The organism is Alteribacter aurantiacus DSM 18675 (assembly GCF_000429705.1).
Taxonomy (GTDB): Bacteria; Bacillota; Bacilli; order Bacillales; family Salisediminibacteriaceae; genus Alteribacter; species Alteribacter aurantiacus.
In genome coordinates, this window is the sequence record NZ_KE386941.1 from 716,872 (window position 1) to 738,406 (window position 21,535).

The window sequence follows — 21,535 nt, forward strand, 5'->3', positions numbered from 1 at the left end:
CAGGATCTTTTATAATGATAAAAGGTTGTTGGAAAGGGGAGAAGCATATGGATGGACAAAAATGGCTCATTCTTACCATAATTCAAAAGTTCGGTGGACAGCGCAGCATAAACGGTGTCATGTATTTGCTGCAAGGAAGACGTTCCTCTCAAGTCATCCAGGATGCTTCGTTGTTTTATGTTTTACCTTTAACGGCGAGTTTAAAACATCGTTCTAAAGAAGAATTAGATAAGGTGAGAAAAGAACTACTTAAAGGCAATGCGTACATAGTAAACAATGATGGAAAAGTATCCCTAACTCCTTATGGAATAGAGATGCTTAATGAATATAACCGTCGCTTTTCTATCCCTCCTCACTATAATGGGGGCAAATACGAACTCAACGACGAGGCGGAGTGGTTTTGGCAGCGACTATCCCTTTTTATCCAGTCTCTTTCTTTTCGTCTTAAAACGAAAAGTCCTTTTATTCCAATACAATATGACACTGGTGTTCAAGATTGGGTAAAAAAACACTTTCCACCTGCCTCACAAAGAGAAAAGATGGCTCATGGTTTATATTGTGAGATTTTTCATTTGCTTAAGGAAATAAGAGACCGAGAGGCAACCTTGTTCGTCAGTCGGCTTACCTCATGGAACAGGACAGGGCTTACAATCGATCAGCTAACCAAAAAAAATGATGACCCTTTGTTAACGTCTCTGTCTTTTCGATCTGTTCTTCACTACATGATCAGTCAAGTAGGACAAGATAGAGGCAAGTATCCATATTTGAGGGTGTTTTTAAAGGAAAGTAAACAGACGGTACTCGTAACGAAAACAGCTCAGGAAACGTATTTTTGGCTTACTAAAGGGTATACGCTTGAGGAAATTTCACATAAGCGCAAACTAAAGAAAAGCACGATCGAAGACCATATTATCGAGATTGTTTTATTTATGCCAGAAGTGAATGCCGAACGCTTTGTCGACCGGCATATTCTTGATTACGTATTAAATGTGGCAGAGGATTTGAAAACCCAAAAACTAAAAGCCATTAAGGATGCTCTTGGTAATGAGTATGATTATTTTACGATTAGAGTAGCTCTGGCGAGTCGAGAAGAAAGGGTGAAGAAAGGGTGAACTTAGAAGCTGAATTAGAACGAACGTTGGGCTTTACTACGTTTCGAACAGGTCAAAAAGAAATCATTCATGACGTATTAAATGGAAAAAATGTCTTGGCCGTTCTTCCTACAGGTACGGGAAAAACCCTTTGTTATCAATTTCCGTCAAGGTATATAGAAGGATTAACGATTGTTGTTTCACCTCTTATATCTCTTATGGAAGATCAAGTTCACCAACTCAGGTCATTTGGTGAAAAAGGAGCAGTAGCTATAAACAGCCATGTAAACAGGCTAGAAAAGGAACGAATCGTAAACCAATTGAATGGCCAATCCCTTTTGTATGTATCTCCGGAGATGCTCCAAAGTGATTGGTTAATCAATCAACTTAAAAGGCAAAAAGTAGGTTTAATGGTGGTCGATGAAGCTCACTGTATTTCTCAATGGGGGCATGAATTCAGAACTGATTATTTGAAGCTTGCTTCCATTAGACAAGAGCTTGGTCTTCCGCCGTGTTTAGCATTGACTGCAACAGCCACTCCCGCAGTGCAAGAGGATATAAAAGCACATTTGGCGTTAACGAATGTAGCGGAACACATTTATTCCGTGGACAGGACTAATATCAGTCTTCATGTAAAAAAAGCGGCTACCTATGATCAAAAGGTAGCCGTGATTAAAGAAGCTTTACTCCAATTTCAAAAGCCAGGCATTGTATACTCGGCTACAAGAGCGGAATGCCAATGGCTCTCTCAGAAGATGAGTAAAGAAACAAATGCAAAAACCGCTGCTTACCATGGTGGAATGGAGAATGGTGACCGATTATTGGTTCAACAACAGTTTATCCGTGATGAAATCGATGTTGTTTTTTGTACTAACGCCTTTGGTATGGGTATAAACAAGCCGAATATCCAATTTGTAATACACGCCCATCTTCCTCAGTCTGTTGAGCACTACGTTCAAGAGACAGGACGTGCAGGAAGGGGGGGACAACAAAGCGCGGCTCTTTTGGTTTACACAGAAGATGACCGATTTCTCCCTTTATCATTTATCGACTACGAAATACCTTCAAATGAAGAGTTAAGGTCGCTTTTTTACCTTATCGAATCAAAAAAAAGTGCTGGTCAACAAGAAGGGTCTTTTTTAGAGTGTATAAGGAGCCTTGCTTTTGAAGAAACGAAAGAGCGCCTTCTAGCCTATCATTTTGAAAGGCTGGGTGTCCTTAAAGGTGATTGCTTGGATTTATTGCAATGCAAAAAAGAATGGGAAGAAGACCTTATGCACTTGTTTAAATCCAGAAAACGTAAAAAGAGAGACCAACTTGACAGCGTAGAAGAAATATTCGGACAAGCCGATGGCTGTATCAGGAAACAAATCTTGGCTTATTTTGGAGAGGAGCAACACCAGGTCGTTCGACCATGTTGTTCAAGCTGTGACGACAAACCGGTTTTTGAGCGTTCCTTCAAAGAAGAACGAGAAAAAACGAATACGTTGACCAAAAGAAGCTGGGAAATGATGTTGAGAGACGTTTTTCATCAAGAACAGGAGGAAGCAGATTGAAATCTCAAAAAGAGATCATTAAGCATTTATCTGATAAAGATTTACTCCTCAACCTCTATGCATCTCAGTTATTTATGCTTTTACTCGCGTTTTTTGCGTCCAAGCTCCTATTAGGAAGTTGGTTTGCCCCTTTATCAATGATTTCATTTTCATCAGAAGCAATTGTGATTGGGTTTTTAATTGCTATTGGAGTGGTAGTGGTAGAACTTGTTTTTGTGAGAATTCTTCCAAAGCGTTTTTTTGACGATGGAGGTATAAACGAAAGGGTATTTAAAAAAAGGTCAGTAGTTCACATTTTGATTCTATCTTTAACCGTTGCTATTTGTGAAGAAATTTTATTTAGAGGTGTAATTCAAACCTCGTTTGGAATTGTTATTGCCTCGATCATTTTTGCACTTATACACATTCGATATTTGACGCACCCCTTTTTATTCGGCTTTACCATCATACTAAGCTTTTTGCTTGGATACGTTTATTTAGTTACCGGCAACTTACTCACAGTCATTGCAGCACACTTTTTTATTGATGCAATTTTAGGCGTTTTTATTCGATTCAACGTTCTTGAAAAACTAGGAAAAAATCCTTAGTTCTTACTATTTACTTAATCAGATAAGTAGGGGAAGATAATTGTAGACATTTGTAAAAGCTTGAGGTGAAGGAACATGGGAACTCAAAACACGGTAGAGTGTGATGTAGAAGATGGTCAAAGGAACGAAAATGAAGGGTTAGATGCTCTTAGCCTTCCGCCGAGAAGTGTTGTAAGGAAACAAAGAGAAGAAGAAAAAAAGCGACGTAAAGAAGAACGGGGAACCCCTGCAGAAAAGGAACATCATGAAACGGTCGGTAAGGTACAATTCCCCCTAGTAAGACTGTTCTTACTATTGTTCTTTATGCTAGTAATAACGGTGATTACCTATCCAGTATGGATTGAGTACCTACGTTAATAGTCATGATTAGAGCCTTGTCCTCATATACATGATGAAAAACCGTTGGAGGTTGATCATGAATTCTAATGAGGGATTCAATAAAAATGAAGACAATTTGATTGTCAATGCGCTAGTTAAAGCAAAACAAAAGGAAAAAGTGGCTGAAAAGAAAGTTGTACGAGCAGGGTTGATTTGTTTATGTATGATCATTTTGACCGTATTATATGTAACTTTAGCTGTCTTTTTTACCCACCATTCATCACAGTATTGGTCTGTCATGATTCACGATCCTATTTTACTCATCTTGATCGGTGTTTTAGTCTATACCTTCGCGTATTTAAAGAAAAAGAAAAGCGCTCAGGAAAAAGCGGATAAAGATTTTAAAAAACTTCGCGAAGACATTATCGATCGCTCCATGGATGTGTGGCAAACCCAAGGGGTTACGAACGATCGCAACGTCTATTATGATTACTTGCTTAAAAACCACAACATTAATTTGTACCATAAATAATCCATAGTAAGAGGCTGTCTTTATTGATTAAAGACAGCCTCAAGTATGTGAATTAAGAACTTTTCGCTTCAATATTCGGAATGGAGATAAGTCCAAAAAAAGCACAGCCGTTCCGTTTGAATCTTCTGCCATGAATGATAACGCTTTCACCTTCGATTTGTTCAATCTTGCCATAAGCCACTGTCTTACAAGTTGTAATACAAAAAGCCTCAACAGGATAGCCAAGTTTCATGTTGCTGGCGAACTCCGCGTCAGTTATTAACGAGCGGTTTTTCCATTTTTGCAGGTTCATCGGAATCCTCCTTGTACATATTGAGATGTCAGAAAATTAAGAATCTTTATAATGATTATACTCAGATCTTGATTGTTTAGCAAGAGTCTTTAAAAAAATGGGCACGACTAATTCATTGTTTCGAGTTATAACAAAAAGGCTCCTTCTACATATAATGTACGGAGTCAATAAAAGAGGTGAGAACTGTGTATGATCAAAATAATCTTGGGAACACCATTCTGATTGTCGTAACGATCTTTGTGTTCTTATCCTTTACATTAGGATATGGAACGACTTCTAACGGAGATGATGACTTCGTCGTAATTACATCATAACAGTAGGTAGGTGCACACTATTGAGTAATAAGGGGAAAGGCCACAAGCAGAATAATAAAAAATCTTATACAGAAGACCTCGGCCCCTTAAGTCCTCAACAACTTGCAGTGATACTAGCTATGCTTACGAATGTTTTACGAGTAAAGGCCGTTCTCATTACCGTCGATCAAACAGTGGAAGTTGTTTTGCAAGGCAATATAAAGCAGCAAAAAAAAGAAATTCAGAATATGCTTAACGAACTAAGTGAAGAACGAGTAGATGAATGGATGAGGATGCTACAAAAGTTTAATCATGATGAATAAAGATAAAAGAGAGGTCATTTTAAAAGATACTCTCTTTCTTTGGCTTGAAAAACAATTTGTATTAAAATAAAAACATATGGTGTATCCATATGAAATTCCGATACAATGTAAGGGGTTACATACTTATTTTTACCATTATTGATAAAGGAGTGATTGTTATGAATGAAGTGAAATCCGACATTCAAATTGCACAAGAAAGCTCAATGGTACCAATTAAAGAAATGGTGGAAGGCTTGGGTATTAACGAAAATGAATGGGAGCCTTACGGTCATTATAAAGCAAAGTTATCATTATCTCTTATGGATCGGTTAGAAAAAGAAAAAGACGGAAAAGTGATTTTAGTTACAGCTATTAATCCTACTACTGCGGGAGAAGGGAAATCTACTTGTACCGTTGGACTTGGACAAGCTCTTAATAAAATCGGGAAAAATGCCATGATCGCTTTAAGGGAACCCTCATTGGGACCAACGATGGGCATTAAAGGCGGAGCAGCTGGAGGTGGATATTCCCAAGTGGTTCCTATGGAAGATATAAACCTTCACTTTACCGGAGATATTCACGCAATTACGACAGCTCATAATGCGTTGGCTGCTATGATGGATAATCATATTCACCGCGGCAATGAGCTTGGCATTGATGTTCGTAAAGTCGTATGGAAACGTGTGATGGATATGAACGACCGCTCGCTCAGAGAAGTCATTGTTGGCTTAGGAGGACCTTTAAAAGGAGTTCCGAGAGAATCTGGATTTGACATTACGGTGGCATCAGAAATTATGGCTATCCTTTGTCTTGCAACGGATTTAAAGGACCTAAAAAAACGCTTAGCGAAAATGGTTGTAGCATATACGTCAACTGACGAGCCAATCACGGCAAAAGATTTAGGCGCGGAAGGGGCTTTGACATTACTTCTAAAAGACGCTATGAAACCGAACCTAGTGCAAACACTTGAAAACACACCTGCCCTTATTCATGGAGGTCCATTTGCAAACATTGCCCATGGTTGCAATAGTGTCATTGCTACCAAAATGGCAGCGAAACTTTCCGACTATGTTGTAACAGAAGCTGGTTTCGGTGCGGATTTAGGAGCTGAAAAGTTCCTTGATATTAAAACGAAAGCCGGTGACATTGACCCTGACCTTGTTGTTATTGTCGCAACGATCCGTGCTCTTAAAATGCATGGAGGGGTTCCTAAAGATAACTTGAAAGAAGAGAACGTAGAAGCATTAAAAGAAGGGCTTTCAAACCTTGCAAAGCATGTGGATACGATTAGGCAGTTCGGGCTTCCCCATGTTGTAGCAATCAATCGCTTTTTACATGATTCGGACCAAGAAATTCAAGTCCTCACACAATGGTGTGAACAACAAGGGATCAACGTCGTATTAGCTGATGTTTGGGCTAATGGAGGCGAAGGTGGAGTAGAATTAGCCAACAAAGCTGTTTCTTTGATTGAAGAAGGAGATAAGAATTTCACTAGAATGTACAAAACGGACGATTCCATTCAAGAAAAGATTACAGCCATCGCACAACGCGTTTACGGTGCAAAAGGTGTGGAATTTAGCAGCTACGCGAAAAAGCAAATCGCTGATTATGAAAGATACGGATGGGCTGATCTCCCAATCTGCATGGCTAAAACACAATATTCGCTAAGTGATGACCCTACAAAGCTTGGGCGCCCGAAAGATTTCACAATCACTGTAAGGGAACTTAAGCCTTCTGTAGGGGCTGGATTTATCGTTGCTCTTACTGGTGATGTGATGACCATGCCTGGACTTCCAAAAGAGCCGGCTGCATTAAAAATGGATGTAGATGAAAATGGACGAGCAGTAGGGTTGTTTTAGAAAACTCTAAAAAGTTTTTACAAGCTTTTAAAATACTAAAGAGTACCATTGAATGGAAAAAAGACGATTCCGCTATCATTATTGGACGAATGGCGGCTCGTCTTTTTTTTATTGGCATAATCTGATAGGAAAGGATGGTTTAGTTGCTATACGGATGAAAAGGTAGTTCATCCATTACTTCATGAAAATGAACAGGATAGGAGGACCTTGGGAATGAGGAAGAAAGAGTTTTATATTGTTTTACTAGGACTTGTCTCAAGTCATTGGGCAATTTTGTTTTTTAAAGGGCAACCATATGACTCACTGGATCTTCTAATCGCTTCTCTCGTCTTCTCTCCATTTACATGGTTTTTGTCGACAGTTCTTTTTATACTCGGCTTTTTAGCCTTTGCATACGTGATCAAAAAACAGTTTCAATCGGTTACCATTAGCAAAGGAATTGGTTGGTTTGGCGTTTCTGTTTATTTCATTGTAGTTTTTCAATGGGTAGGGCTCATTTTTACTTTACTTGCTTTTCTCTATGGTATAATGGATGCGCTCGATTTGAGAAAAAGAGAGGAGAACAAAGAGTGGGAGTAATCGTGTTTTTCATTTTAGTTCTGATCACTATAGGAATGTACTTCCTCTTTTCTTACATGCATGGTTTAGCAATGAGCCATCATCTATCTAAAGAAACCATTAAGCTACCAGGCAAGTTCGGGGAGACAAACGTTTTATTTATAACAGATATACATTTTAGAACATTAGATGAATCTTTGTTTACTCCTTATTCCACAAAGATTGATATGGTGTGGATAGGTGGAGACCTTGTTGAAAAAAAGGTAAAAAAAGAGGCACTTGAGCATAACCTGAACGTCCTTTCTTCACTTGGTCCGGTGTATTTTGTGTTTGGAAATAACGACTATGAGTGGCCTGAGAGTGCGTTTGCTGAGCTGTTGGATAAATATGATGTTACTGTTTTACATAATCGTTCAATTATTTTTCATCGCTGTTGGACTCTTGCTGGTGTGGATGACTTTACAAATGGCGAACCTGATATTAATAAAGCCCTTTCCCGAACGGTCGGTCCGACTATAGTATTAAGTCATAACCCTGAGATTGCACATGATCTGGGAGAATATACAGATGTACACTATATCTTTAGTGGTCATACGCATGGGGGACAAATTCGATTAGGTCCGTTTGGAATTGCTGAAAAATCAGGTTGGGCTGTTAAGAGTAATAAACGAGTGTTTATCAGTAGTGGGTTTGGCACTACGCAATTTCCACTAAGGTTAGGCACTAAAGCGGAATGGCACCTTATAACCATTAAAGGTGATCGTTAAACGAAAGGTGTATATAAGTTAAACATATTTTACACAAGCGCTACAAATAGGGTATACTAATTCAAATGGTAAGTGAGGGTATATGTCATTTTGTCGCGTGGCCCCCTGTGGAAAGGAAGGGTCTTAAGCTTCAATTTAGACAGGTATGAGTGAATATCTTATGAATTAAAAAATTGTATAAAAGGATGAGGGCATTAAGGCACTCATTACTTGTAACTAGGTGGGGTGACGATGAGTCGTACTGAAGGTAAGTACAATATTAAAGCCGTCTCCAATATGTTGGGCATTCAAGCCGGTACCCTTCGTGCGTGGGAAAGACGTTACGAAATTATAAAACCTGTAAGAAATCAGGCAGGTCACCGTTTATATACGGATGAGCATATTGCAATCTTGAAATGGCTACTCAACAAAGTAAACAAAGGCTTTACAATTGGACAAGCTGTAGGATTACTGGAAGATCACGACTTGTCAGATAGTGTGGTAGAGGCAGGATATGAAAGTGATAAAGCTTGTGCGTTAAAAGAAGAATTGTTTGACGCCCTTTTACACTTTGAAGAACATAAAAGTAATCGTATCCTAGATCAAGCTTTCGGTATGTTCTCAATAGAAAAAGTGATGTCGGATATCCTCGGCAAAATCTTGGTTGAAGTAGGGGATAAGTGGGAGAACAATGAAATTTCTTCTGCTCATGAACATTACGTGACTGCCTTTCTAAGAACAAAAATAGGTAGTGTCTTCCACAACCTTCCAGTGGACGGGTTGTTACCAAAAGTGATTTGTGTGTGTGGACCGAACGAAACGCACGAAATCGGATTGCTTATATTCACACTTTATTTAAGACGAAGAGGGTATGAAGTGATTTACCTTGGTAGCGGTGTTCCTCAAGAAGATTTAGCGATCGTTGTTGAAGAAGTTAAACCAAAAATGCTCTTTATGTCTTGTACACTGTCTATTCACTTAAATGATACGTTAACCGCAGCAAGGTACATTCAAGATCATTTTCACAATGTTAGAGTTGGGATAGGCGGTAGCGCTACCCAGCATGTGTCCAGTGAAGAAAAAGAAAAAAACGCTGAAATGTTCGTTGGTTTTGACCCAACTTCTTGGGAACAATGGATTCGAGCATAATAGATTGGGCGTAGTGTCGAACCAAATATTCCTCCTTTACATACTGTAGTAGTAAACACAGTCACCGACGAAGTGAAATGCGGAAATATACGTCCGATCCCTTCTTTAAGTGACAGCCTTCAAGGAGGGTCGTCAATGCGCCTCGAACGTCTGGCATACGACAAGATTAAGATTTTTCTTACATTCGATGATTTGAAGGACCGCGGTATTACCAAAGAGGAACTATGGATGGATGTCCCAAAAGTACATGACTTATTCAGAGAAATGATTGTAGAAGCCAGTAACGAACTAGGATTCGATCCAGATGGACCTGTAGTCGTTGAAGTCTTTTCACTCCCTGCTCAAGGGATGGTCATCATTGTATCTAAGTCGACTGAAGAAGTTGACAGTGATGACGAAACGTTCGACGACTCGTATATAGAATTACAAATTACTTTAGGTGAAACTGAGGATATCGTATACAAGTGTGTGGATTTTGAGGATGTCATTCAACTCTCCCACCGTTTACATCAACTCGGAATTACAAAGGGTACATTGTTTTCTTATTTAGGCCATTACTATTTACACTTTACGGATTATGACCTTCTTGGAGACCCGGATACCTTTATTGCCATACTTGCCGAATATGGTCAAAGCTCCCATGTTACGATTCATAGACTGCTCGAATACGGCAAAGTGCTTATGAAAGACAATGCGGTAAAAAGAGTAAAAGAATGTTTTCATTAACACCAAACTCCGTTATCGGAGTTTTTCTTTTTTACTTTAAACTGAAGTGGTTGTTGTAATTGCGAAATAGAATAGGCTGGTTTGGGTTCAAAAGATTTTCACTCAATTGTTTGTTCGGGAGAAAATGTAGGAAAAAAGTTTACTCAAAAAGAAATCAAGAGTGGAAAAATCCTTTTTGTTTCTTTATAGTAGTAAATGTAAGACAGGGGATTTATCATTTTATTATTTACATATAACACGTTGAGGTGAAATCAATGGAAGGAAACGAAAAAGCAGGCAAGGAGAACACCGGTAAGACAGAAAAGGCAGGCAAGCAAGACGTACTCCTTTCTACAAGAACTGTTGTAAAAACAGCACTTGATAAACTAGGTTATCCTCAGGAAGTTTATGAGTTGATGAAAGAACCTTTACGTATGATGACGGTTCGTATACCAGTAAGAATGGATGACGGATCTATAAAAGTCTTTACAGGTTACCGCGCTCAGCATAATGATGCCGTTGGTCCTACAAAGGGTGGCGTACGTTTTCATCCGGATGTTTCCGAAACGGAAGTGAAAGCGTTATCAATTTGGATGAGCTTAAAAGCGGGTATTGTGGATTTACCTTATGGTGGAGGAAAAGGAGGGATCGTTTGTGATCCTAGAGAAATGTCCTTTCCTGAACTTGAGCGGTTAAGTCGAGGGTATGTGCGGGCAATCAGTCAAATTGTTGGTCCGACTAAGGATATTCCTGCACCTGATGTATTTACAAATTCTCAAATCATGGCTTGGATGATGGATGAGTACAGTCGGATGAAGGAATTCGATTCTCCAGGGTTTATTACAGGAAAGCCTATTGTACTTGGTGGCTCCCATGGACGTGAATCCGCAACAGCTAAAGGAGTAACCATTTGCATAAATGAAGCAGCGAAGAAAAAAGGCATCAATATTGAAGGAGCCCGTGTGGTTATTCAAGGATTTGGAAATGCAGGAAGCTTCTTGGCTAAATTCATGCACGATGCAGGTGCGAAGGTAGTAGGAATTTCAGATGTTTACGGTGCTCTGCATGATCCTGATGGTCTTGATATCGATTACCTTCTTGATCGACGTGATAGCTTTGGTACAGTGTCCAAGCTGTTTAAAGAGACGTTGACGAATGAAGAGTTATTGGAGCTGGACTGCGATATTTTGGTCCCTGCCGCCATTGAAAATCAAATCACAGAGCAAAATGCGGATAACATCAAGGCTCAAATCGTAGTTGAAGCGGCTAACGGGCCAACGACCATCGGTGCGACCAAAATGTTAAGTGACCGCGGTGTTCTCCTTGTGCCTGACGTTCTTGCCAGTGCAGGGGGAGTAACGGTGTCATACTTTGAATGGGTTCAGAACAATCAAGGCTACTACTGGTCTGAACAAGAAGTAGAAGAACGCTTGGAGAAAGTCATGACACAATCGTTTGAAAATGTATATCGTTTATCAACTACTCGAAACGTGGACATGCGCTTGGCCGCTTATATGGTCGGCGTTAGAAAAATGGCGGAAGCAAGTCGATTCCGCGGTTGGATTTAAGGGAATCACGGTGACCTGGAAGCTGAAAGACAGCTTCTTGGGTCACCTTTTTATTGTTTTATGGATTGTGTTTTAATGGGCGATGACATTAGTAAAGACCATCCTCATGATTTTATTGTAAAAATTTCCTGTGGTTTTTTCATACGCTGTTTTCGGAATTATTGTTGCTTTTATACAAGAAAAAGTTGAAGCAGAAGGGCACAAGACTCCTGTGGCCGAGGAGGCTTGCTAGCACCGCCACGGAAAGCGAAGGGCCCGTATGCTTTAACAGCAATTTTAGAGATAAAAAAATAATAAAAAAGTTACAATATATACGAAAACAGCCTTTTCATAAGTCGGTCAGCTTTAAACGCTATATCCGAAGTCTCATCAAAATGTTTAAAACTTGCGAACTGGTTTAAAAGTATGTTTAAGTAATAAACAGCAATGTATAAAAAAGGGTGGTATACAGGTGATTAAAGAGAAAATTATTATTATCGGTGCGGGTCCCTGTGGTTTATCCGCGGCGATTGAACTAAAAGAAAAAGGATATGATCCTCTTGTGATTGAAAGGGGTAATGTTGTCAATGCCATCTACCATTATCCGACTCATCAACAGTTTTTCTCCACAAGCGAAAAGCTAGCCATTGGAGGGATCCCTTTTTATTCAACAGAACGAAAGCCAAAACGCAATGAAGCTCTCGTTTATTACCGTGAAGTAGTGAGAGAAAAAAATGTAAGGATACATGCTTTTGAAGAAGTGAGGGAAGTGACGAAGCAGGAGAATGGTACGTTTTCACTTCGAACGCAAAAAAACAAGCAAGAAAAGCGGTACGAAGCAAGCTATGTCATTGTAGCTACCGGCTACTATGATTCACCGAATTATATGAATGTTCCAGGGGAAAAGAAACCTCATGTTCTTCACTATTTTAAAGAGGCTCATCCTTACTTTGATCAAGATGTTTGTGTAATTGGCGGTAAGAACTCGGCTGTTGATGCGGCTCTTGAACTGGACAAAGCAGGGGCCCGTGTAACGGTACTTTATCGTGGGAGCGAATACTCTAAAAGCGTGAAGCCTTGGATTCTACCTGAATTCGACGGCCTGGTTAAAAAAGAACAAATTAAAATGGTTTTTGATACGACCATTGATGAAATTACAGATAACGATGTGATTTATTCTGAAAAGGGGCAACAACACAAACTTAGGGCTGATTTTGTTTTTGCTATGACTGGGTACCATCCCGATCATTCATTCATTCGCAAAATGGGTGTTCATACGGATTCGTCAACGGGGCGTCCGGACTTTAATCCCGAAACAATGGAGACGAATTGTGAAGGGATTTATATTGCCGGAGTTATTGCTGCGGGTAATAATGCAAATGAAATCTTTATTGAAAACGGTCGTCATCATGGAACAAGTATTGCTCAGTCAATTATTAAAAAAGAAGCAGGCGGCGTATAAAAAGCGCAGCTTGCTTCTTTTTAGGTTTTGTCTTCATTTAACGTTGGAAAATATCTTGTAGTCTCTCTCTATCGGAAGTCTTCTCTAAAGCGACCATCAGTTTTAACCTGGCCTTTTGACCATTGAGCCCATTCGTAAAAATCATTCCCATTTCCTTTAATTCTTTTCCGCCTCCCTCATAGCCGTACGTATCCTGAACCACACCATTAAAACAGCGAGACACCAGTACAATTGGAATGCCTTTATCTATAAGGGATTTAAGAGCCGGTAGTGTCCTAGGAGGAAGGTTTCCTTGGCCGAACGCTTCGATAACCAATCCGTCAATAGGTAAGTCACATAATGACTGAAGAACTTCAGGCTCCATCCCTGCTACGGCTTTTAATAACAAAACCTTCTTTTGAAGGCTTGGAACTACAAATCGTTGATCGGATACTGGGTGGTGATGAAAGTGGACACCCCGTTTTGATACAATGCCGATGGGGCCGTATTGGGGGCTCTGGAATGTTGCGATATTACTTGTGTGTGTTTTCGTAACATTCTTTGCCGTGTGGATCTCATCATTTAAAACGACGAGTACACCCTTCCCACGAGCTTCGAGACTTGAAGCTGTTTTAATGGAACTGAGGAGGTTATAAGGACCATCAGAACCAAGCTCATTACTAGAACGCATAGCTCCGGTAATGACTACCGGTATATCCGTTTCCAAAATAAGGTCTAACATATACGCTGTTTCTTCAAGGGTATCCGTTCCGTGTGTAACGACAACCCCGTCAATTCGTTCTTCCATTACACGTTTATCAATTCTTTTTGCTAGATGAACCATGTAGGAAGGAGTCATATGGGGAGAAGGAACGTTTAAAAAATCTTCAACTACAAGTTCTGCGTCTTCAACTCCGTGAATCGTATCGTGAAGGGGGTTGAGGGGGTTTGGCTTAACAGCCCCCGTCTTTGTATCTTCACTCATGGCAATCGTACCGCCTGTATGTATAATGAGTATTTTTTTCATCTGCTTCAACTCCTGAAAAAAGATTATTAACATATCCTTTGGCATTCCCGCTCTTTTCGGCTATCATTTCATTATAGGATAACGATGTATCGTATTTAACTCTATTAAGGTACCATGGTTTTAAGGTAAATAACAGAGAGGGAATCAAGAGATGTTATTGATTATTGCCGCAGCTTTGGCACCATCAGTTGCTTTACTAAGCTTCTTTTATCTAAAAGATGAATTTGAAAACGAACCACTCGTGACGGTCGCCCGTTGTTTTGTCTTTGGCTGTCTTCTTGTATTTCCGGTTATGTTTATCCAGTTTGCTTTTGATGAAGAGGGTTTGTTACAGTCTGAAATGGCTACAGCTTTCGTTCAAACATCTATGGTTGAAGAATTTTTTAAGTGGTTTGTTGTTTATTTTGCTGTTTATCATCATGTCCATTTTAATGAAAGGTACGATGGGATCGTCTACGCGTGTGCTGTAGCACTCGGGTTTGCTACAGTGGAAAATGTATTCTATTTATTGGCCAGTGGTGTAGAGGATGCTTTTGCAAGAGCATTGCTTCCTGTTTCCAGTCATGCGTTATTTGGAGTAGTAATGGGGTATTATTTAGGTAAAGCTAAATTTAACAAAAAAAGAAAAAAGACATTTATCTTTCTATCCTTTTTGTTGCCGGCTTTGTTTCATGGAACCTACAATTTTATATTGCTAACACAGAATTACTGGACATACAGTGTAATACCCTTTATGATCTTTCTTTGGGTATACGCACTTAGAAAAGTGAAACATGCTAATAGGATGCAAGCGAAAGACTACACAGAGAATCAAATTAGTTAATTGGATGGGACGTAAGAAACAGTATAGTAAAGGAGCGATAGAAATGCCTGAAACAAAACCTAGATATAAAGTTGTTATCAGATGTGAACAATGTGGTGAAAAGTACATTTTAAGAGGCAGGTTAAATAATGAAGGTGGTTACGATACAGGATTTAAACGATGTGTTTGTGGAAATGAGACAAACCTTGATATAGACGTAACCCCGGAATAAACAAACAGGCAAAAGGTGATCCAAGATACTCCAATCTTGGATCACCTTTTTTGTTGCTAAGAGAATGTATATCCCTTCTTACATGTGGATCCCTTTCTTTTGTTCTCATTTAGCTTTGTAGTGCATTAGATTGTCACCCGTTCATGTGTGTGGAAGGGGAAATCCGTTATTAACCTAGGAGAACTTGTATATTGTATCTCCTAACTCGTTCATCCTGCGGAGAAACTGGTAAATGAATTTAAGAAAGCCGTAAATACTGGTTGGTAACACGTAAATCTTCTTCATTCAAGATGAAATGCTACTCTGTTTTCAAGTGTTTTATCATGTATACGGAGAAACATAAAACATGGCTATAAAAAAGTAACAGCCTATACGAAAAAACCTTTTAATAACGAAACTTTCGTTTTGAATAAAATAAAGCCAATAGATAAAACTACCGTTATGAAAGAAAGATTCGTCTTTGATTTCTTTGCCAAGAAAAGGAGGATACAACATGAAGAGTCATGAAGGCAGACGTCTTAAGCGTTTGTTTTTTGCCGTACTAGTTTGCGTTCAGTTTGTCGTCTTACTTCCTTCCTTGGAAGCTCAGGCTTTCACGGATCAGGTCATCCAAAAAGGAGCTACCGGTGACGACGTAGTAGAATTGCAGTCCAGACTGCAATACATCGGCTTTTACCATGACACCATTGATGGTGTATATGGCTATGGTACGTACTGGTCTGTTAAAAAGTATCAAGAGGAGTTTGGTCTTGAGCCCGATGGTTTAGTAGGGCCAAAGATGAAAGACATGCTCAAGCGAACGACGAACTTTGACAAAGAGTATGTTCACAGAATGCTAAAAGAAGGTCGTAAATTTACCCATTACGGCGGTATGCCACTAGAACATCAAAAGGGACCAAAACCTGGTGGAAAAAGAGGGAAGCCAGCTCCTGCACCTAAACAACCAAGTGCACCTGGAGGAGAGCCTCAAAAAGGTGGAGCACCTAAAGAACAACCTTCTCCTGAAGCTGGAACACCACAAAAAGGAGCGCCTCAAACCGAAGCGCCACAAGAGGGAACTCCAGAGACTGGAACTGAACAACCACAAACCGACACACAACAACCAGAGGCTGAAACACCTGCCCCGGCACCGGGAGAAGATATTCCGGATATGACTCCTGAAGAAGACGATTTTCCGGGTGATGAAGCAGACATTCAAGAAGCCATCAACACACCTGAAGGGTTTACAGATAACGACATTCAAATTATGGCTCAAGCCGTTTACGGCGAAGCTCGTGGCGAACCGTATACAGGACAAGTTGCCGTAGCAGCTGTTATTTTAAATCGAATTGAAAGTCCGACTTTCCCGAACAACCCGTCCGGTGTCATATTCGAGCCTCGAGCATTTACTGCAGTTGCTGATGGTCAAATTAACCTTGAGCCAGACGATACTGCAAGGAGAGCGGTTTTGGACGCCATTAACGGTCAGGATCCATCAGGTAATGCCTTGTACTACTTCAATCCTGATACAGCAACATCAGGGTGGATTTGGTCAAGACCACAAATCAAGCGTATTGGTAAACACATTTTCTGTGAATAACGAATGGAGGTGAACGTATGATTCGTTCAGTTATTATTGGCGTTTTAGCAGTAGCCGTTTTAGGCACAGGGTATTGGGGTTATTTAGAGCACCAAGAAAAAAATGCGATACTCATACAATCCGAGAACAACTATCAACGAGCGTTCCACGAACTTTCATACAACTTGGATCATCTGCACGATGAGTTGGGGTCCACACTGGCAATGAACTCAAAAGAGAGGCTTTCACCTTCACTGACGGATGTGTGGAGAATTACATCCGAGGCTCAAAATGACCTTGGGCAACTCCCGTTGTCTCTCATGCCGTTTAGTAAAACAGAGGAGTTTCTCTATAAGATCGGTGATTTTTCATATCGAAATGCCGTTCGTGATTTAGAGCAAGACCCACTGTCGGAAGAAGAGTATGAATCCTTGAAAGAGCTTTATCATCAGTCTGGGGAGATCCAGGGAGAGATGAGAAAAGTTCAAAGTATGGTTCTTGAGGATCATCTAAAATGGATGGATGTTGAAATGGCTCTTGCATCTCAGGATGAACCTGGGGACAATGCTATTATCGACGGGTTTGAAGTCATCGATGAGAAAGCAGGCCAGTTCTCAGAGGCGAGCGTAGGCGACGTCGGAAGCCGTACTCAACAGGACGAAGAAATCGCGAAAGCCGTTGAGGATCTGGAAGAAATTGATGAACAAGAAGCCGTTAATATTGCTGGAGAGTTTCTCGATCGTAAAGGCAAGCTTGAAGCAGATGTTGAAACAACAGGTGATGGATTGGACTATAAAGCCTATAGTTTAACAATCGAAGACCCTGAAGATGGACACTACATTTACATGGATATTACAAAAAAAGGTGGAAAACCGTTATATTTACTGGAAGACCGCCAAGTAGAGTCAGCTGAAGTGAGTTTGCATGAAGCATCACAAAAAGCCAAAGAATTCCTTGATAAAAATGGTTTTGAAAACATGCAATTAGTGGATAGTAGACAATATGAAAATGTAGGCGTATTTGAATTCGCATATGTTGTAGATGATATCCGAGTGTATACGGATGCTTCTGTCATCGAGGTAGCACTGGATAATAAAGATGTAATCGGTTATGAAGGGTTTTCTTACATCGCAAACCATCAAAAAAGGAAGCCTATGGAAGCTTCCCTAAGTGAAGACGAAGCTAGGGAAAGGCTTAATCCAAGTCTGGAAGTGATGGAAGTTCATAAAGCGATTATGGAAAACGAGTTGGAAGAAGAGGTTTTATGCTATGAATTCTTCGGTGTGATTGATGATGATACGTACCGAATTTTCATAAACGCAGACAATGGACGAGAAGAAAAAGTGCAAAAGATGGACCGGGCTGAGCCGGTTTATGATTTCGATTAACAGAAAGGAGCGGCTACTAGTCGCTCTTTTTTCGTGGTTTTTGAATAAAACGAATGAGATATGTGACTTTTAACTGAAAAGTCACAGTTCTGAGTGCGAAGGCTAGCCTTTTTGGTGTTGAAACATTATGCTTTTTGTAAAATGAAGGAGGAATCCGATCATCTCCCTCGAACGTGTATTCAAGGGTGATTTTGGAGTTTGTTTATTAAGTGGTATTCATCACTTTTAAAATGGTATCAATTCGATTATACAAGGAAGTGGCATTAGTGGTTTTAGTAGGTGAAACATTATTTATTGAACAAGAATCAAAGCGGTTCCGCAGTAAGGTAACAGACGTAACAGAAGAGTCGATCAGCATCCAAGAAATTTCAAGTAGCCACATCCAAAAAGGAAAAAAGGTAAAGTGTTGGTATCTGGGAAAGGATCAAGCCATTTATCTTTTTGAGACTATTATTCAAGGCAAGGAAGCAACAAAGGTCCCTTCTCATATATTAAAACGTCCTCTCTCATCAAACGTGTTGAGAGTCCAGCGGAGGCACTATGTACGTGTCGATGCTATGATGGATATTGTGGTTTACCCAACTGGAGAACAAGAAGAATCTTTTACTACCCTCTCCCTTGATATTAGTGGTGGCGGTATGAAGCTTGTGCTTCCTGACAACCATACACTAAAAGAAGATAATGAAGTCCGCATCCTGGTCCCATTGTATTTTGATCAGGAGGAGGTCGAATATTGTGATCTTAGTGCGAGGGTAGTTAGGGTGTTTTTTCACGATGGTATTGCGAAGGCATCGTTATCTTTCGATAATATCGCGGAGAAAGATCGGCAAAAGGTAATTCGGTATTGTTATGAGAGGCAGCTAATGAAAAGGCGCAAAGAAAAAACACTACAAATAGAGAATTGAAATGCCTTCATTTCCCTAAATGGGTTGAGGAATTTGGTTTATATAAATAGACCTTATTGAATAAATTGTGATAATATAGACGAAAGAATTAGAATTTAAAAGAACGTAGCATTCGTTTCGTAATAGGAAGGAAATTCAAGATGAAGCAACTAATGAATATTGCAATTGATGGACCCGCTGGTGCCGGCAAAAGCACCGTAGCAAGAGAAGTAGCTAAAGAATTATCGTACACGTATATTGACACCGGTGCTATGTACCGCGCATTAACGTTTGAAGCTTTAAAGCAAAGCGTGGATGTACATAACGAACATCGAGTTATGGAAGTTCTTCAAGGAATGGATATTACCCTTGAAAATGAAGGTTTACATAGCCGGGTTTACGTCAATGGCGAAGAAGTAACAGAAGCCATTCGCACACACGAAGTGACAAGTAATGTTTCTTATATTGCAAAACATGAACAAGTTCGTAAAGAGATGGTATATAAACAACAAGAGATGGCAAAAGCCAAACGTACCGTCATGGATGGCCGCGACATTGGAACGGCAGTCCTTCCTGATGCGGAAGTGAAAGTCTTTTTGACCGCATCTGTAGATGAAAGGGCACGCCGTAGACACGAAGAGCACTTACAAAAGGGGATCCCATCCGATTTGGATGTTTTGAAAGAAGAGATTGCCACAAGAGACAAAATTGATTCTGAACGAGAATTCGCTCCTTTGAAAAAAGCGAACGATGCCGTTGAATTAGATTCCACATCCATGTCTATAAACGAAGTAATAGAGGCCATTTTAAAGCTTGTAAAAGAAAGGGCGAACACCGGTGAATAAAACGTTATTTCTCATAGGAAAATTTGTATGCCGAAGCTTTTTTAGGATCTTTTACAGGGTTCGGGTTCATGGCAGAAGCAACATTCCTTCAGACGGTGGCGTTCTTCTATGCAGTAATCATATTCACAACCTTGACCCTCCTTTTTTAGGTGCATTCCTTAAGAGGAATACAAGATATATGGCCAAAAGTGAATTGTTCACAAAACCGATCTTAAAAGGGCTTCTTCCAAAACTTGGAGCTTTTCCGATTAGAAGAGGCATGAGTGACAGGCAAGCCCTGCGCACAGGATTAACTTTACTTAAAGAAGAAGAGATGATTGGCGTTTTTCCTGAAGGAACAAGAAGCAAGACCGGTAAGCTTGGGAAAGGGCTTACAGGTGTTGGATTTTTCGCACTTCGTTCCAATGCCCATGTCGTCCCAAGCGCGATTATCGGTTCTTATAAACCTTTCTCGACGTTAACAATTATTTACGGCAAGCCGGTAGATATGCAAGAATTAAGAGACAACAAAGTATCGGCAGAAGAAGCTACTGAAGCAATTATGAAAGCCATTGAAGACATACTAGTCCAGTACGAAAACGAAAAAGGGTAGAACTTTCACATTGAGTGGAAGATTAAAATAAGTTTCAACGTCCCGGTTTTACGGGGGATTAGGGAGGTAGTGTCAATGTCAGAAGAAATGAACAAAGAAATGGCGGAAGTAAAGTCTTTTTCCGTTGGGGAAATTGTTACCGGTACGGTGACGAAAGTAGAGGAAAAACAAGCGTATGTCAACGTCGGATATAAAACAGATGGCGTTGTTCCAATCAGCGAACTTTCTAGTTTGCATGTTGAGAAAGTAAGCGATGTCTTGTCTGAAGGAGACGAGATTCAATTAAAAGTGACCAAAGCTTCCGACGACGAGCTTGTGTTATCTAAACGTGCCGTAGCTGCTGAAAAAGCATGGGCTGATATGGAAGAGAAGCTTGAAAGTGGAGACACGTTCAATGCTGAGGTAGCTGATGTTGTTAAAGGCGGACTGGTAGTGGATGTAGGGGTTCGAGGGTTCATCCCAGCCTCGCTTGTCGAACGCCATTACGTAGAAGATTTTTCCGATTACAAAGGTAAGTCTCTTCGATTAAAAGTTGTAGAAATGGACCGTGAAAAGAACAAACTGATCCTTTCTCAAAGAGCGGTGCTAGACGCTGAAGCCCAAAATCGGAAGCGTTCGACCCTTGAAAACATCCATGAAGGCGATGTGATTGAAGGGACAGTTCAACGTCTGACGGATTTCGGTGCGTTTGTTGACATCGGCGGCGTTGATGGGTTGGTGCACATTTCTCAAATGGCACATCATCATGTGGAAACACCTTCAGAGGTAGTGAATGAAGGAGACAAGATCCAAGTAAAGGTACTGGGGGTAGACCCAGATAACGAAAGAATATCCTTATCCATTAAAGAAACACTACCAGGACCATGGGAGCAAATTGAAGGAAAAGTGAAGTCCGGGGATGTCGTATCTGGCCACGTAAAACGACTAGTTTCATTCGGTGCATTTATTGAGATTGCTCCCGGTGTTGAGGGCTTGGTACACATCTCTCAAATTGCAAACCGACACATCGGTACACCAGGTGAGGTTCTTGAAGAAGGTCAAGAAGTTCAAGCTAAAGTACTTGATGTGAACATTAGCGATAAGCGTATTTCTTTGAGTATCCGCTCTTTAGAAGAAGAAGCTGAAGTGAAACAAAACAAGAAAATAGAAAAAGAATATCAAAAAGAAGAAGAAGGTTCCGGTTTTTCCCTTGGTGATATGATCGGTGACCAATTAAAGAAATATAAATAAC

The 21,535-nt window shown here is 40.2% G+C and carries 24 protein-coding genes; 22 read left to right on the forward strand and 2 right to left on the reverse strand.

The window, feature by feature from the left end; translation table 11 throughout:
* Positions 1–47: 47 nt before the first annotated feature.
* The 5 genes from G476_RS0106860 (at position 48) to G476_RS0106880 (ending at position 4,084) form a co-directional block, all read left to right on the forward strand.
* A complete protein-coding gene (locus tag G476_RS0106860) occupies positions 48–1,112 on the forward strand; it encodes a YpbB family protein (protein WP_026689446.1) in 1,065 nt (354 codons plus the stop codon).
* Entirely contained in the window at positions 1,109–2,647 is a 1,539-nt protein-coding gene (locus G476_RS0106865) for a RecQ family ATP-dependent DNA helicase (RefSeq protein WP_026689447.1), read from the forward strand. Before G476_RS0106860 ends, G476_RS0106865 begins: the two co-directional genes overlap by 4 nt.
* Positions 2,644–3,234: a CPBP family intramembrane glutamic endopeptidase gene (locus tag G476_RS0106870; RefSeq protein WP_026689448.1), complete on the forward strand. Its 591-nt coding sequence runs from the start codon at positions 2,644–2,646 to the stop codon at positions 3,232–3,234. The genes G476_RS0106865 and G476_RS0106870 overlap by 4 nt, the downstream gene beginning before the upstream one ends.
* 75 nt (positions 3,235–3,309) lie before the next feature.
* Complete coding sequence (locus G476_RS0106875; protein ID WP_026689449.1) at positions 3,310–3,591, forward strand: hypothetical protein; 282 nt, start codon at positions 3,310–3,312, stop codon at positions 3,589–3,591.
* A 58-nt stretch (positions 3,592–3,649) separates the two neighbouring features.
* The gene (locus tag G476_RS0106880) at positions 3,650–4,084 is read left to right on the forward strand and encodes a DUF2663 family protein (protein ID WP_026689450.1); all 435 of its coding nucleotides are present in this window, start codon (positions 3,650–3,652) and stop codon (positions 4,082–4,084) included.
* Between the two features lie 52 nt (positions 4,085–4,136).
* On the opposite strand, the gene G476_RS0106885 is transcribed toward G476_RS0106880, so the two are convergent.
* Positions 4,137–4,376, reverse strand: a complete 240-nt coding sequence (locus tag G476_RS0106885; RefSeq protein WP_026689451.1) for a hypothetical protein — start codon at positions 4,374–4,376, stop codon at positions 4,137–4,139.
* A gap of 185 nt (positions 4,377–4,561) precedes the next feature.
* On the opposite strand from G476_RS0106885, the gene G476_RS24015 reads away from it, so the two are divergent.
* The 9 genes from G476_RS24015 to G476_RS0106935 all read left to right on the forward strand — a co-directional run bounded on the left by G476_RS24015 (position 4,562) and on the right by G476_RS0106935 (position 12,997).
* Complete coding sequence (locus tag G476_RS24015) at positions 4,562–4,690, forward strand: hypothetical protein (protein WP_281170440.1); 129 nt, start codon at positions 4,562–4,564, stop codon at positions 4,688–4,690.
* 20 nt (positions 4,691–4,710) lie between these two features.
* Positions 4,711–4,992, forward strand: coding sequence for a hypothetical protein (locus G476_RS21415; protein ID WP_035186206.1), 282 nt, complete (start codon positions 4,711–4,713; stop codon positions 4,990–4,992).
* A gap of 149 nt (positions 4,993–5,141) precedes the next feature.
* A complete protein-coding gene (locus tag G476_RS0106905; protein WP_425387227.1) occupies positions 5,142–6,830 on the forward strand; it encodes a formate--tetrahydrofolate ligase in 1,689 nt (562 codons plus the stop codon).
* Between the two features lie 213 nt (positions 6,831–7,043).
* Positions 7,044–7,409, forward strand: coding sequence for a hypothetical protein (locus tag G476_RS23510; protein ID WP_026689453.1), 366 nt, complete (start codon positions 7,044–7,046; stop codon positions 7,407–7,409).
* On the forward strand, positions 7,400–8,155 hold the full coding sequence (locus G476_RS21420; protein ID WP_051314689.1) for a metallophosphoesterase: 756 nt from the start codon (positions 7,400–7,402) through the stop codon (positions 8,153–8,155). The genes G476_RS23510 and G476_RS21420 overlap by 10 nt, the downstream gene beginning before the upstream one ends.
* Positions 8,156–8,386: 231 nt before the next feature.
* Positions 8,387–9,283, forward strand: coding sequence for a MerR family transcriptional regulator (locus G476_RS0106920; RefSeq protein WP_026689454.1), 897 nt, complete (start codon positions 8,387–8,389; stop codon positions 9,281–9,283).
* 135 nt (positions 9,284–9,418) lie between these two features.
* The gene (locus G476_RS0106925) at positions 9,419–10,009 is read left to right on the forward strand and encodes a genetic competence negative regulator (protein ID WP_026689455.1); all 591 of its coding nucleotides are present in this window, start codon (positions 9,419–9,421) and stop codon (positions 10,007–10,009) included.
* 254 nt (positions 10,010–10,263) lie between these two features.
* Positions 10,264–11,556 carry a Glu/Leu/Phe/Val family dehydrogenase gene (locus tag G476_RS0106930; protein ID WP_026689456.1) on the forward strand — a complete coding sequence of 431 codons (1,293 nt, stop codon included), beginning with the start codon at positions 10,264–10,266 and terminating at the stop codon, positions 11,554–11,556.
* A 451-nt stretch (positions 11,557–12,007) separates the two neighbouring features.
* The gene (locus G476_RS0106935; RefSeq protein WP_026689457.1) at positions 12,008–12,997 is read left to right on the forward strand and encodes a YpdA family putative bacillithiol disulfide reductase; all 990 of its coding nucleotides are present in this window, start codon (positions 12,008–12,010) and stop codon (positions 12,995–12,997) included.
* A 37-nt stretch (positions 12,998–13,034) separates the two neighbouring features.
* Here the strand turns inward: G476_RS0106935 and G476_RS0106940 are convergent, their stop codons facing one another.
* The gene (locus G476_RS0106940) at positions 13,035–14,003 is read right to left on the reverse strand and encodes an asparaginase (protein WP_026689458.1); all 969 of its coding nucleotides are present in this window, start codon (positions 14,001–14,003) and stop codon (positions 13,035–13,037) included.
* A gap of 151 nt (positions 14,004–14,154) precedes the next feature.
* On the opposite strand from G476_RS0106940, the gene prsW reads away from it, so the two are divergent.
* The 8 genes from prsW (at position 14,155) to rpsA (ending at position 21,534) form a co-directional block, all read left to right on the forward strand.
* Positions 14,155–14,826 carry a glutamic-type intramembrane protease PrsW gene (prsW, locus tag G476_RS21425; RefSeq protein ID WP_035186212.1) on the forward strand — a complete coding sequence of 224 codons (672 nt, stop codon included), beginning with the start codon at positions 14,155–14,157 and terminating at the stop codon, positions 14,824–14,826.
* A gap of 43 nt (positions 14,827–14,869) precedes the next feature.
* Positions 14,870–15,037 (forward strand): hypothetical protein, encoded by a 168-nt coding sequence (locus G476_RS23795; RefSeq protein ID WP_169720876.1) that lies wholly within the window; start codon positions 14,870–14,872, stop codon positions 15,035–15,037.
* 493 nt (positions 15,038–15,530) lie between these two features.
* A complete protein-coding gene (sleB, locus tag G476_RS0106955; protein ID WP_026689459.1) occupies positions 15,531–16,616 on the forward strand; it encodes a spore cortex-lytic enzyme in 1,086 nt (361 codons plus the stop codon).
* A 17-nt stretch (positions 16,617–16,633) separates the two neighbouring features.
* Entirely contained in the window at positions 16,634–17,983 is a 1,350-nt protein-coding gene (ypeB, locus tag G476_RS0106960; RefSeq protein WP_026689460.1) for a germination protein YpeB, read from the forward strand.
* 266 nt (positions 17,984–18,249) lie between these two features.
* Positions 18,250–18,888, forward strand: coding sequence for a flagellar brake protein (locus G476_RS0106965; protein WP_026689461.1), 639 nt, complete (start codon positions 18,250–18,252; stop codon positions 18,886–18,888).
* 140 nt (positions 18,889–19,028) lie between these two features.
* Entirely contained in the window at positions 19,029–19,712 is a 684-nt protein-coding gene (cmk, locus tag G476_RS0106970; protein ID WP_026689462.1) for a (d)CMP kinase, read from the forward strand.
* Positions 19,705–20,304 carry a lysophospholipid acyltransferase family protein gene (locus G476_RS0106975; RefSeq protein ID WP_026689463.1) on the forward strand — a complete coding sequence of 200 codons (600 nt, stop codon included), beginning with the start codon at positions 19,705–19,707 and terminating at the stop codon, positions 20,302–20,304. Before cmk ends, G476_RS0106975 begins: the two co-directional genes overlap by 8 nt.
* 75 nt (positions 20,305–20,379) lie before the next feature.
* Positions 20,380–21,534, forward strand: a complete 1,155-nt coding sequence (rpsA, locus tag G476_RS0106980) for a 30S ribosomal protein S1 (RefSeq protein ID WP_026689464.1) — start codon at positions 20,380–20,382, stop codon at positions 21,532–21,534.
* Position 21,535 lies beyond the last annotated feature (1 nt).

Bases quoted from the DNA above. Each gene is read 5' to 3' on its own strand.
- prsW (WP_035186212.1), top strand. From the start codon at position 14,155: ATGTTATTGATTATTGCCGCAGCTTTGGCACCATCAGTTGCTTTACTA.
- G476_RS0106925 (WP_026689455.1), top strand. From the start codon at position 9,419: ATGCGCCTCGAACGTCTGGCATACGACAAGATTAAGATTTTTCTTACA.
- G476_RS0106860 (WP_026689446.1), top strand. From the start codon at position 48: ATGGATGGACAAAAATGGCTCATTCTTACCATAATTCAAAAGTTCGGT.
- G476_RS23795 (WP_169720876.1), top strand. From the start codon at position 14,870: ATGCCTGAAACAAAACCTAGATATAAAGTTGTTATCAGATGTGAACAA.
- G476_RS0106880 (WP_026689450.1), top strand. From the start codon at position 3,650: ATGAATTCTAATGAGGGATTCAATAAAAATGAAGACAATTTGATTGTC.
- G476_RS0106885 (WP_026689451.1), bottom strand. From the start codon at position 4,376: ATGAACCTGCAAAAATGGAAAAACCGCTCGTTAATAACTGACGCGGAG.
- rpsA (WP_026689464.1), top strand. From the start codon at position 20,380: ATGTCAGAAGAAATGAACAAAGAAATGGCGGAAGTAAAGTCTTTTTCC.
- G476_RS0106930 (WP_026689456.1), top strand. From the start codon at position 10,264: ATGGAAGGAAACGAAAAAGCAGGCAAGGAGAACACCGGTAAGACAGAA.
- G476_RS0106940 (WP_026689458.1), bottom strand. From the start codon at position 14,003: ATGAAAAAAATACTCATTATACATACAGGCGGTACGATTGCCATGAGT.
- sleB (WP_026689459.1), top strand. From the start codon at position 15,531: ATGAAGAGTCATGAAGGCAGACGTCTTAAGCGTTTGTTTTTTGCCGTA.
- G476_RS0106920 (WP_026689454.1), top strand. From the start codon at position 8,387: ATGAGTCGTACTGAAGGTAAGTACAATATTAAAGCCGTCTCCAATATG.
- ypeB (WP_026689460.1), top strand. From the start codon at position 16,634: ATGATTCGTTCAGTTATTATTGGCGTTTTAGCAGTAGCCGTTTTAGGC.
- G476_RS0106875 (WP_026689449.1), top strand. From the start codon at position 3,310: ATGGGAACTCAAAACACGGTAGAGTGTGATGTAGAAGATGGTCAAAGG.
- cmk (WP_026689462.1), top strand. From the start codon at position 19,029: ATGAAGCAACTAATGAATATTGCAATTGATGGACCCGCTGGTGCCGGC.
- G476_RS23510 (WP_026689453.1), top strand. From the start codon at position 7,044: ATGAGGAAGAAAGAGTTTTATATTGTTTTACTAGGACTTGTCTCAAGT.